The sequence below is a fragment of the Pseudomonas sp. NMI542_15 genome (assembly GCF_021283425.1).
Lineage (GTDB): Bacteria > Pseudomonadota > Gammaproteobacteria > Pseudomonadales > Pseudomonadaceae > Aquipseudomonas > Aquipseudomonas fortuita.
The window spans coordinates 101,747-113,045 of sequence record NZ_JAJSRO010000001.1 but is presented as its reverse complement, the minus strand read 5'-3'; the positions used below and the strand labels follow the sequence as shown (position 1 = coordinate 113,045).

The 11,299-nt window shown below is 63.8% G+C and carries 9 protein-coding genes; 3 read left to right on the top strand and 6 right to left on the bottom strand.

What is annotated here, in order from left to right; all coding sequences use genetic code 11:
* Nucleotides 1-7: 7 nt before the first annotated feature.
* Nucleotides 8-835: an amidohydrolase family protein gene (locus LU684_RS00470; protein WP_023049345.1), complete on the bottom strand. Its 828-nt coding sequence runs from the start codon at nucleotides 833-835 to the stop codon at nucleotides 8-10.
* 146 nt (nucleotides 836-981) lie between these two features.
* Between LU684_RS00470 and LU684_RS00465 the strand changes: the two genes are divergently transcribed.
* On the top strand, nucleotides 982-1,911 hold the full coding sequence (locus tag LU684_RS00465) for a LysR family transcriptional regulator (RefSeq protein ID WP_102688773.1): 930 nt from the start codon (nucleotides 982-984) through the stop codon (nucleotides 1,909-1,911).
* 45 nt (nucleotides 1,912-1,956) lie between these two features.
* On the opposite strand, the gene LU684_RS00460 is transcribed toward LU684_RS00465, so the two are convergent.
* From LU684_RS00460 to pgm, 4 genes are all read right to left on the bottom strand, one after another.
* Nucleotides 1,957-4,362 carry a TonB-dependent receptor gene (locus LU684_RS00460; protein WP_232894001.1) on the bottom strand — a complete coding sequence of 802 codons (2,406 nt, stop codon included), beginning with the start codon at nucleotides 4,360-4,362 and terminating at the stop codon, nucleotides 1,957-1,959.
* 66 nt (nucleotides 4,363-4,428) lie between these two features.
* On the bottom strand, nucleotides 4,429-5,388 hold the full coding sequence (locus tag LU684_RS00455; protein WP_232894000.1) for a FecR domain-containing protein: 960 nt from the start codon (nucleotides 5,386-5,388) through the stop codon (nucleotides 4,429-4,431).
* Complete coding sequence (locus LU684_RS00450) at nucleotides 5,385-5,897, bottom strand: sigma-70 family RNA polymerase sigma factor (protein ID WP_016487445.1); 513 nt, start codon at nucleotides 5,895-5,897, stop codon at nucleotides 5,385-5,387. The genes LU684_RS00455 and LU684_RS00450 overlap by 4 nt, the downstream gene beginning before the upstream one ends.
* Before the next feature lie 77 nt (nucleotides 5,898-5,974).
* On the bottom strand, nucleotides 5,975-7,612 hold the full coding sequence (gene pgm, locus LU684_RS00445) for a phosphoglucomutase (alpha-D-glucose-1,6-bisphosphate-dependent) (protein ID WP_232893999.1): 1,638 nt from the start codon (nucleotides 7,610-7,612) through the stop codon (nucleotides 5,975-5,977).
* A 182-nt stretch (nucleotides 7,613-7,794) separates the two neighbouring features.
* Between pgm and LU684_RS00440 the strand changes: the two genes are divergently transcribed.
* Nucleotides 7,795-8,442 carry a DUF1345 domain-containing protein gene (locus tag LU684_RS00440; RefSeq protein WP_016487447.1) on the top strand — a complete coding sequence of 216 codons (648 nt, stop codon included), beginning with the start codon at nucleotides 7,795-7,797 and terminating at the stop codon, nucleotides 8,440-8,442.
* Nucleotides 8,443-8,715: 273 nt separating this feature from the next.
* The gene (locus LU684_RS00435) at nucleotides 8,716-8,976 is read left to right on the top strand and encodes a DUF1652 domain-containing protein (protein WP_016487448.1); all 261 of its coding nucleotides are present in this window, start codon (nucleotides 8,716-8,718) and stop codon (nucleotides 8,974-8,976) included.
* Here LU684_RS00435 and LU684_RS00430 read toward each other — a convergent pair.
* Nucleotides 8,973-11,060, bottom strand: coding sequence for a putative bifunctional diguanylate cyclase/phosphodiesterase (locus LU684_RS00430; protein ID WP_232893998.1), 2,088 nt, complete (start codon nucleotides 11,058-11,060; stop codon nucleotides 8,973-8,975). The two genes, LU684_RS00435 and LU684_RS00430, sit on opposite strands and share 4 nt — an antisense overlap.
* Nucleotides 11,061-11,299 lie beyond the last annotated feature (239 nt).

Sequence of the window (11,299 nt, the reverse complement as noted above, 5' to 3'; positions counted from 1 at the left end):
CCAGGTTCTAGGCGAACCCGAACAAGCGTCGGGGGGTGTCCCACATCACCGTGCGGCGCAGCCGGGCATCCGGCATCAGGCGCTCGGCCAGTTTCAGCAGCGGGCCGTAGTCCACCCGCGAGCGTTGGCGGATGAACGGCCAGTCCGAGCCCCATACGCAGGCATCCGCACCAAAGGCTTCGAGCAGGGCGTGCACGTAGGCGCTGCTTTGCTCCAGCAACGCCTCACTTGCAGCGAACTTCTGCATGCCTGACAGCTTGACACTGGCGCGGCCACTGTCAGCCAGTTGCAACAACGCCTGAAAGCCCGGTTGCTGCACGCCGGCCGCCACGTCCGGCCGACCGCAGTGGTCGATCAGCAAGCGTGCACGTGAGCCCTCGAGCAGGCGGCGCAGTTCAAGCAGCTGGTCATCGCATACCTGCACCTGGGCGAACAGACCGAGCTCGGCAAGCTTGCCGAACAGCCCGTCAACGTCCTTGAGGCTGGCTACCCCGTAAAGCGCGGGGTTGAAGGCGATGCCGACCACGCCCTGCGCCTGCAGCGCAGCCAGGGCATCGAGGTGGATACCCGCCTCGACCACGGCCACGCCTTTGAACCGCCCCTGCCCGGTGGCCAAGGCATGCAACAGGCAGCGGTTGTCGGTGTGGTAGCCACTGTTGGGGCCTACCAGCAAGGCATGTTGCACGCCGTAGGCATCCATCACCTGGGTGAACTGTTCCTGGGTGGCGACTTCCTGCCCGGAGGGCGCATAGGGTGCGTCGGGGTGGTAAGGGAAACGGGCGGGATCAAACAAATGGTTATGGCAATCGATCTTCGGTTCATCAAAGATGTTCACGCAACACTCCCGGCAAGCGCCACTGCACTGGCCTTCAGATCTTGTTATTGTGCGCCGCAAGGCGATTTGGCTGGGCTCAAGATACTGCGTGGCCGGGTTTGACGCTCATACCCAGATGGCCAATACCATAACCGAAGGTAATACATATGCTGCTTGGCAACGAAGGCGCAGACACGAGCCCCATGCTGTTCAAACTGCGGCACATGGAAGTGTTCCGTGCGGTGATGCTGACCGGCTCGATCAGCGCGGCGGCCAAGCTGCTGTACGTATCGCAGCCAGCTGTCAGCAAGCTGATCCAGTACATAGAGGGGCGTTTGACCTACCGCCTGTTCGAGCGCATCAACAACCGCCTGGTGCCCACGGCCGAGGCGCAGGTGCTGTTCCGTGAAGTCGAGCGGGTGTACCAGGCGGCGCTGGAGGTTAACGAATGCGCCCTGTCACTGGGCGCAGGCGGCCACCGCAAGCTGCGCATCTCGTGCAGCGCTTCGCTGTCCACAGTGGTGATCCCGATTGCCCTGGCCCAACTCAAACGGGAGGCACCTTCGCTGAACATCGAGTGGCAAACCTCGCTGATGGGCGAGATGCCCAACCAGATCCTGTCGAAAAAGGTCGACCTGTCGATTGCCGCCCTGCCCGTGGTACACGATCACCTGCATTCGCAGGCCTTCATGCGCGGGCGTATGGTGGTGGTGATGCCACCCGATCACGCTTTGGCCAGGCATACCTCGCTGACCTTGCAGCAACTGGAAGGCCATGCGCTGCTGCTGTTCAGGCCCGACATGCCCTTTGGCAAACTGCTGGCCGGGCACATCGAGCGGCACGGCGTGCAGTTGCCGTCGCTGTTGTCGTTTACCAATGCCAACGAGGCGGTGGCGCTGGTCAAGCAAGGCATGGGCATCAGCGTGATCGACGAATTCGTGGCGCAGGACAGCGGCCTGGCGGTGGTGCCGCTGGCGGACGAAATTCACTTCGACATCAGCTTTGTCTATTCGCGCTTCGAGCCGCCGTCGCATGCCGCGATGCACCTGATGCGCGTGTTGCAGGGCCAGGCGCAAAAGCTTGGGCGGGCGATGTAGGCTGATCAGTCCATTGGGGCCGCTTTGCGGCCCCGGCTGTTTGAGCTAGAAACCTACGGTTGCCGATAGCAGGTAGGTCCGCGGCGTGGAAAGGGTCAGCCCCGGTTCACTGTCATCCGAGGCCCCGGCCGAGCTCCAGTAGCGATCATCCAGCACGTTCTCGACACTGGCCCGCAAGGTAACCTCGGTAGCGTCCACGTTGAAGGCATAACGCGCCCCCAGGTCGTAACGCTCCCAGCCATCGATCTGCTTGCTGTTGTTCTGGTCCAGGTATTGCGAGCTGGAGTGAATGCCCCGCGCCGTCAGGGTCAGGCCGTGCACCCCCGGCACATCCCATTCGGCGCCGAGGTTGACGTTGTACTCGGGGGTGGCCGGCGCGCGGTTGCCATCAACGGCGCCACCCACGGTATCGGTCAGCTCGCTGTCGATGTACATCACCCCGCCCAGCACCCGCACCCCTTGCATGGGTTCACCGAACACGCTCAACTCGATACCGCGGTTGTCACGCTTGCCATTGGGGCCGAACACCCGCGAAGTGGCGTTGGTTTCGTACGCCGGCTGGCGGATGCGGAAGGCACTGGCGGTAAAGGCGACCTGGCCCAGGTCGTACTTGGCCCCTACCTCGACCTGGCGGCTGGTGAAAGGCGGGAAGATCTGGTCTTCGTTGATCGAGGTCGACGGTGCGATCTTGCCTTGGCTCAGGCCTTCCATGTAGTTGGCGTACAGCGACAGCTGATCGGTGACTTTGAGCAACACGCCCCCAGAAGGCGAGACCTTTTCTTCATCGTAGGCGGTGTCGCCTTTGACGCCGTCGCTCCAGTCATCCACTTGCACCCGCTGCCAGCGCGCCCCCAGGGTCAGCAGCAGGCGGTCATCGAAAAACCCGAGGGTGTCGGCCAGCGCCACGCCGGAGAAGCGGTTCTCGGTGTAGACCTCTGGATCGATGCGCGTCGGCGTACCCGGTGTCGGCGTCGCTATCGGGTTGTAGAGGTTACTGGGCGCCGAAGCATAGCGGGCGCCGCCGTTGGTGAAGTCCATGTAGAAGTAGGTGGCGGCCAGGTTCAGCTCGTGGCTGACAGGCCCGGTGTGGAACCAGTTGCGCACACCCGCCATGGCGGTGCGCACCGTTTCATCGCGGGTAAAATCCCGAGGCTGCACGCTGAAGTCGCCGGCATCGTTGGTGATGGACACGTTGTGCCGCAGGAAGTCATGGTTGCTTTTGCGCGCGCCGACTGCACCATACGCCAGCAGCGACTCGCTGACGTCGTACTCGGCATGCAGTGCGCCAAAGGTGTCGTTGGTGCGCGCCTTGCTCCAGGCCTGGGCATAGTTGCGCCGTACATCGTTGGCATCCGGCACTCTGGCGTTGGCACCGACCAGCACACGCTCTTGCGGCGCATCGGTGTCACGCTGGGTGTGGCCGAGGTCTGCCGACAACCGCAGGCGCTCGCCACGAAAATCCAGGCCCAGCACCGCCATCTCGCGCTCGACGCGCTGGTGGTCCCATTCGGTATCACCCGACTGCTTCACACCGTTGAAGCGCACGCCAAACTGCTGGCCTTCGCCAAAGCGCCGACCAACGTCCACCGCGCCGCCTGCCTGACCAGCCGACGCGTAGCTGCCGGTGAACTCGGTGATCGGCTTGTCGCCGGCCCGCTTGGGCTGCACGTTGATACCGCCGCCCACGCTGCCACGCGGCGAAATGCCGTTGATCAACTGGCTGGGGCCTTTGATGATGTCGACCCGGTCGGCCATTTCCATGTCGATCGAGTAGGTCGGCAAGATGCCGTACAGGCCGTTGTACGCCACGTCACTGTTGAACAGGCTGAAGCCGCGAATGGTGAACTGCTCGAAACGCCCACCCGCCGGGTTGGTGGCCCGCACCGAGGGGTCGCTGGCGATGAGCTCGCCCAAGGTGCGCGCTTGCTGGTTCTTCACCAGCTCGTGGGTGTAACTGGTGATGCTGAACGGGGTTTCCATGAAATCGCGTGCGCCAAGCAGGCCCTGTGCACCTTGGCGCGCAACCTGCCCACCGGCATATGGCTGTGCTTCACCGGCTGCCGCCAGGCCGCCGACAATGCTGGTAGGGGCAATTTCCAGCGCGCCACCCGCCTGGGGTGCCGGTACCAGAGTGAAAGCGCCCTCCCCCACGGGCAGCAATTGCAGGCCGCTGCCACTCAGCAGCTGCAAGAACCCTTCTTCGACACTGTAGCGACCCGACAGGCCATTGCTCTGCCGGCCCTGGACCAGTGCCGGGTCCAGCGATAGGCTGACGCCGGCCTGGTCGGCAAACCGGGTAAGCGCGGCGCCCAGGCTGGCGGCCGGTACCTGATAGGCACGTCGCTCCGCCTCATCAGCCCAGGTGGGTGCAGACAACAACAGGCTCATGGCAAACAACGGACGCACTGCGCGCACCAGTGGGCGCAAGCGGCAAGACATTACTGCAGGCATTGAACAAGGCTCCCCTTTAGTTTCTTCTACCGGTAATGACCGGCGAGTGAAAAAAAGGGGACAGCCTCATGCACGATTTTCTCGCCCAACTAGGCTCACCCAAAAACGCGTGCGTGCCTGTACCTGCAACGGCAGGCTGGCGGCAAGCAAGGCCAGCACCCGATCAGTATCGTCAAGGCGGAAAGTGCCGGTGACCCTGAGCTGTTCCAGTTCCGGGGCCCAGCGCAGCACACCGGGGCGGTACCGTCGCAGTTCATGCAACAGCTCGCCCAAGGGGCGGTCATCCAGGCGCAGCACGCCTTCGCGCCAGCCCAGCAGCCATTCGTCCAGGGCGGTAACCGGGCCGACGCCAGCCACCTGCAAACTGGCCTGCTGCCCGGCCTGCAGCACCTGGGCCGCGCCACGCAGTGGCTGCAGGCTGGCCAGCCCCTTGACCACTGAAACCCGGCAGGCCTCATCGACCAGGCGCAAGCACACTTCACCTGCATTGAAGTCGCCAGCGCTGAGTGCAACCTGCCCGTAAGGCACCTGCACGGCCAGGCTCAGGCTATCGGGTACCCTGAGCGCCACTTCGCCGCGCAACAGCGCCAGCCGGCGCGCGCGCAGGTCGATATCCACCGCACTGTCGGTGTTCAGCTGTACAAAGGTGCCATCGCTCAGCAGCACCTGCCGGCGCTCCCCTACCCCTGTGCGCATGTCGGCCGTCCAGGCCTCCAGCGGCAGCTCCCGGCTTGCCAGCCAGGCGGCCGGTAGCAGCGCCGCTACACCCAGGGCTTGCTTGAGCAGCGCGCGGCGGCCGGCGTCCGGGCGGTCGAGGGTGGCCATGGCCAACGCCCCGGGCAACCCGGAAAAACGCTCGCGCAGCAGTGATGCCTTTTGCCAGGCGTGTTCGTGCAGGCTGTTGCTGGCCCGCCACTGTGCCAGGCGCAGCAAATCAGTCTCGCTGGCGTCGCCAGAATCCAGCAACGCCAGCCAGCGGGCGGCAGCACGCACCGCTTCACGGGTTTCGGGGGAGTGGGTGGTCATTGCAACTCGGCCAGCAGGCAATGTTCGTAAGCCTGCGCCATGTAGCGTTTGACGGAGCGCTCGCACACGCCCAGGCGCGTGCCGATCTCGGCATAACCCAGGCCTTCGAGCTGGCTCCAGAGAAAAGCCTTGCGGACCGGCGCCTTCAGGCCATCAAGCAGCTCATCCAGGGCTTGCAGGGTTTCCAGTAACAGCCAGCGCTGCTCGGGCGAGGGCACGTGCTGCTCGGGCAGATGCGCCAAGGCATCAAGGTAGGCCCGCTCCAGGCTGCGCCGCTGGTGGAAGTTGCTCAGCAGCCGCTTGCCCACCGTGAGCAGGTAGGCGCGTGGCTCACGAATGTCTGCCAGTGGCTGTGCACTGGCCAGCACCCGCAGGAAGGTATCCTGGCTGAGGTCGGCGGCATCCCAGGCATTGCCCAGGCGCCGGCGTAGCCAGGTTTCAAGCCAGCTGCGGTGCTCCCGGTACAGGGCAGGCAGGCTAGGCTCCGGTGGCGGCGCAACGTCAATCATGGAATGGCCCTGCGGCGGCGTAAACAGTATTAATTCTAATTTACGTTACGCCGCAGCACCAAGCGGTTTGTTACCTGTCAGGCAATCGCCGCATCCACCAACACCTGCGCTTCTTGTACCAGGCGCTGCAAGTGCGCCTCGTCGATGAAGCTTTCGGCGTAGATCTTGTAGATGTCCTCGGTGCCCGACGGCCGCGCGGCGAACCAGCCGTTGGCAGTCATCACCTTCAGCCCGCCAATCGCCTGGCCATTGCCTGGTGCGTGGCTGAGGATCTGCACGATTGGCTCACCGGCCAGTTCGGTCGATTTCACCTGCTCCGGCGCCAGCTTGCTCAGCAACGCCTTCTGCCGCGCATCGGCCTTGGCCTCGACACGGGTGGCGAACGGCTTGCCCAGCGCGTCAGTCAGGTCGGCATAGGCCTGGCTCGGGTTGCGACCGGTGCGGGCGGTCATCTCGGCGGCCAGCAAGGCCGGGATCAGCCCGTCCTTGTCGGTCGCCCAGACCGAACCATCACGGCGCAGGAACGACGCACCGGCACTCTCTTCGCCGCCAAAGCCAAGCGAGCCGTCAAACAACCCCTGGGCAAAGTACTTGAAGCCCACCGGCACTTCGTACAGCTCACGGCCCAGGCGCTGGGTGACGCGGTCGATCAGGCCGCTGGACACCACGGTCTTGCCCACGGCGGCGTCGGTGCGCCATTGCGGGCGGTGGCGGAACAGGTAGTCGATGGCCACGGCCAGGTAGTTGTTGGGCTGCAGCAGGCCGTCCGAGGTGACAATGCCGTGGCGGTCGTGGTCCGGATCGCAGGCAAACGCCACGTCGAAGCGCTCGCGCAGGCCGATCAGGCCCTGCATGGCGTACGGCGAGGAAGGGTCCATGCGGATCTGGCCGTCCCAGTCCACGGTCATGAAGCGGAAGGTGGGGTCCACTTCGGTGTTCACCACTTCCAGGTCCAGCTTGTAATGCTCGGCAATGGCCGACCAGTAGCGCACCCCTGCCCCGCCCAACGGGTCGACGCCCAGGCGCAGCTTGGCGCTGCGGATGACGTCGAAGTCGATCACATTTTCCAGGTCCGCCACATAGCTGCTCACGTAGTCGTGGCGCTGGGTAGTCGGCGCCTTCAGCGCCTGGGCATGGTCCATACGCTTGACGCCGGCCAGGTTCGCTGCCAGCAACTCGTTGGCCTTGGCCTCGACCCATTTGGTCACGTCGCTGTCGGCAGGGCCACCATTGGGCGGGTTGTACTTGAAGCCACCGCTTTGCGGCGGGTTGTGCGACGGGGTGATGACGATGCCGTCGGCCAGGCCCTGCTGGCGGCCACGGTTGTAGCAAAGAATGGCGTGGGATACGGCCGGGGTGGGCGTGTATTCGTCGTCCTTGGACAGCATCACCTGCACACCATTGGCTGCCAGCACTTCCAGCGCGCTGGCAGTGGCCGGCGCCGACAGTGCGTGGGTGTCGGCGCCGATGAACAGCGGCCCATCGATGCCCTTTTCCTGGCGGTACAGGCAGATGGCCTGGGTGATGGCCAGCACGTGGTATTCGTTGAAACTCAATTCAAGCGAAGTGCCCCGGTGCCCTGAGGTGCCGAAGGCCACTCGCTGGGCCGCCACGGCAGCGTCGGGGCGGCCGGTATAGTAGGCGGTGAGCAGTCGGGGAATATCGACCAGCACACTTGCCGGAGCCGGCTTGCCTGCCAAAGGACTGAGCGTCATGCAAAAACCTCGAGTTCAACGGATGTTGGTGTTGGAGCATGCAGTGTACTGAGAGTTGCAATGTCGCGCGACGGGCGACATCAAAGAATCAGCATGTGCACCGTGCCCTTGTAGGCGCGTGAAGCAGAGACAGCGCGTAAACGGTCTAGAGTAGTAGCCACCCCCCCAGTAAATGAGGCCCCATGGCTTTTCACCGCCTGACCCGAACCCACCCCCGCCTGAGCATCGCCGCCGCAGTCGGCCTTGTCGGCGCCTGGCTGATCCCCGCCGGTGACACCGTCCAGCACATCCTCGCCGGCTGGAACCTCGGCGTATGGCTGTACCTGCTGCTGGTGCTGTACCTCACCTGGGGCGCCAGCCCGGAAAAAGTCCGCAGGGTGGCCCGTGTCGAAGACGAAAACGCAGGCATGGTGCTGCTCACGGTGTGCATCGCTGCCATCGCCAGCCTCGCCGCGGTCACCCTGCAACTGGTGTCCAGCAAAGGCTTGCAGGGCACGGCACTGGCCCTGCACTACCTCTACACCGGCCTGACCGTGGCCGGCTCCTGGCTGCTGATCGGCTGTATTTTCAGCCTGCATTACGCCCGCCTGTTCTATACCGGACGCAACCATGAACCACCGTTACGTTTCGCCGACGGCGAGCGCAACCCGGATTATTGGGACTTTCACTACTTCTCGTTCACCATCAGCGTGGCCGTGCAAACCTCCGACGTAGGCGTTGCCGGCAGGCAACTGCGCAGGGTGGTGCTGGCACATTCGCTGGTGGGTTTCGTGTTCAATACGGCGATCCTAGGGTTCACCATCAACATCGCGGCCGGGCTGCTGGGGTGAGCCTGCCGCTCGTCCGAAAAGTGTTTCGCCGATACCCCGTGAAAACGTACGGCTTGACGCGGATAACCGCTGCTATCGCGCGATGTAAACGTTTGCCTGAACGCAGCTGGCTCATGGGCATGCTCCCACGGATGTGAGCCAAGTCATGGATTGCTACATTTGTCATGTTTGCAGCCGAGAATCACCCGTAGCAACTGCTATGTTTACATTCCCGGCAGCCACATGGGTGTGGCTGGCTGCTCACCACGTCCAGGCACGGACAAGGAGGCTGGCATGAACAAGATGACGTTCCCCAACGCCTGCCAGGTGATGCGCTGGCACTTTCATCCATTGGGCTTCGAAGCCAACATGGATGCGCCCCGCAGCATGGTCGCGCGGCTGTTCGACCGCACCACCGGCGAAACCCTGATGGCCATCGCCGGCATCCCGTGTGCCGCAATCATGGCCGCAGCCGATGTGGAGCGCATCATCGAAGCCGTCGAAGCGGAAATGGACGCGTTCATACCCGCCCTCTCCTTGCGCAGCGCTGGCTAACCTGCGGCGCTCTTGTCCTGGTGCAACGCCTGCAACTTGGCCATGAACTGCTCGGCCGGTACCGGCTGCCCTAGCAGATAACCTTGCAGCGAATCACAACCCAGACGGGTCAGGAAGTCCTGCTGCCTGTCGGTTTCCACCCCTTCGGCAACGATGCGCAGGCCCAGCGCCTGGCCCAACGCGACGATTGCCGAGACAATCGCTGCATCGTCACTGTCCTGCTCCAGGTCTCGCACAAAGCCACGGTCGATCTTCAACTCGTTGGCCGGCAGGCGCTTGAGGTACATCAGGCTGGAGTAGCCGGTGCCAAAATCATCGATGGACAGGTCCACACCCATGTCAGACAGGCGTTGCAGCACGGTCAGGCTGGCATCGGCATCGTGCATGGCGGTGGTCTCGGTAATTTCCAGGGTCAGGCAATTGGCCGGCAGGCCGTTCTCCCGCAGGGCCCGGGCCACACTCTCGACCAACCCTGCATGGCAGAACTGGATGGCCGACAGGTTCACCGCCATGCGCCAGCCCGCGTGCCCCTGGTCCAGCCAATGGCGCATCTGCCGGCAGGCTTCGTCAAGCACCCATTCACCGATCGGGATGATTAGGCCGGTCTTTTCTGCCAAGCCGATGAAGCGGTCGGGCAGCAACAGACCGTGCTGCGGGTGTTCCCAGCGCAACAAAGCCTCGGCACCAATCGGCAGGCAGGCCTGGGCGTCGAACTTGGGCTGGTAATGCAACCGGAACTGGCGTTGTTCAAGCGCCTGACGCAGGTCCTGCAGCAGTTGAAGTTGCTGACGTGCATTGCTGTTCATCGACGCGTCAAAGAAGCTGTAGCCGTTCTTGCCGGCGCTTTTGGCGTGGTACATGGCGGCATCGGCATTGCGCAACAGTTCGTGTTGGTCCTGGCCATTGCCGGGGTACAGGACGATGCCCAGGCTCGCCGACAGTTGCAGGTCGTGCTCGGCCACGCGAAATGGCCGCGACACCAGATTCACCTGCTTGACCGCCACGTCCATGGCATCGTCAGGCTCGTGCAGCTCTACCAGCAGCACGAATTCGTCCCCGCCGATGCGCGCCAGGGTGTCCTGGCTGTGCAGGTGGCCGCGCAGGCGTGCCGCTACGGCCTTGAGCAGCAGGTCACCTATATGGTGGCCAAAGGCATCGTTGACCGGCTTGAAACCGTCCAGGTCGATGAACATCAGGGCAAAACAGCCGCCCTGCTCCGCCACCTTGGCGATGGCTTGCTCGATGCGGTCGGCCAGCAGGGTACGGTTGGGCAGATCTGTAAGGGTATCGTGCAGGGCCAGCTGGGTCAGTTCCTGGTTGGCCAGTGTCAGCGAACGGGCCAACTCGGCTGTGCGCGCCTCCAGGCGGGCATCCAGCACCGAGGTCAGCAAGGCCACCGCCAGCACCGCCAGGGTAGTGATCAGCACCAGATAGACGAGGCCGTCGCCCTGCAGCCCGCCGCCCAGCGCACCACAGAAGCTGCCTACGGGGAAATTCGCCGCCGCCATGCCGGTGTAATGCATGCCCACGATCGCAATGCCCATCACCACCGCCGCCAGACCACGGATCTGCCGCACATAAGGGGTATGCCTGCGCAGACGGAAGGCGATCCACAGCGCCGCCGCCGAGGCCCCCATGGCAATCAGCAGCGAGGCGCCGAACAATGTGGGGTCGTAATCGATGCCCGGTAGCATGCGCATCGCCGCCATGCCGGTGTAGTGCATGCAAGCGATACCGGCCCCCATGATCAGTGCGCCGAACCCCAGTTGCAGCCCCGGCAGGCTCGGCTGGCTCACCAGCCACAAGGCAAACCCCGAGGACAGCACGGCGATCAACAGCGAGAACGCGGTCAAGGCAAGGTCGTAACCCAGATCGATGGGCAGGCTGAACGCAAGCATGCCAATGAAGTGCATCGACCACACGCCGATGCCCATGGCCAGCCCGCCGCCGCCCATCCAAAGGTAGGCAGCCCGGCCCTTGGCGGTGGCGATGCGGCCAGTCAGGTCAAGGGCGGTATAGGACGCCAGAATCGCCACGCACAGCGAAATCAACACCAGTGAAGAGGAGTAGCTACCGGTCAGCATTGGGAATTCCAGCGACGGGACAGGGGGCCCGGCAAAAGCTGACGATTGTACTCAAGCTTAAGCGAAACGCACGGGGTTTTTGCGAATGGGAATGGATCCAATAAGGCCCTTGGCCATTGTGGGAGCGGGCTTGTCCCGCGAAGGGGTTTACGCGGTGCATGGCACCGGCTGTGCCGGTGTTCGCGGGGCAAGCCCGCTACCACAGAGGTTGCAAAACCAGGTGCGCACACAGAGATCGC

Coding starts and splice junctions, on each gene's coding strand:
- LU684_RS00440 (WP_016487447.1), top strand. CDS start 7,795: ATGGCTTTTCACCGCCTGACCCGAACCCACCCCCGCCTGAGCATCGCC.
- LU684_RS00450 (WP_016487445.1), bottom strand. CDS start 5,897: ATGATTGACGTTGCGCCGCCACCGGAGCCTAGCCTGCCTGCCCTGTAC.
- pgm (WP_232893999.1), bottom strand. CDS start 7,612: ATGACGCTCAGTCCTTTGGCAGGCAAGCCGGCTCCGGCAAGTGTGCTG.
- LU684_RS00430 (WP_232893998.1), bottom strand. CDS start 11,060: ATGCTGACCGGTAGCTACTCCTCTTCACTGGTGTTGATTTCGCTGTGC.
- LU684_RS00435 (WP_016487448.1), top strand. CDS start 8,716: ATGAACAAGATGACGTTCCCCAACGCCTGCCAGGTGATGCGCTGGCAC.
- LU684_RS00465 (WP_102688773.1), top strand. CDS start 982: ATGCTGCTTGGCAACGAAGGCGCAGACACGAGCCCCATGCTGTTCAAA.
- LU684_RS00460 (WP_232894001.1), bottom strand. CDS start 4,362: ATGCCTGCAGTAATGTCTTGCCGCTTGCGCCCACTGGTGCGCGCAGTG.
- LU684_RS00455 (WP_232894000.1), bottom strand. CDS start 5,388: ATGACCACCCACTCCCCCGAAACCCGTGAAGCGGTGCGTGCTGCCGCC.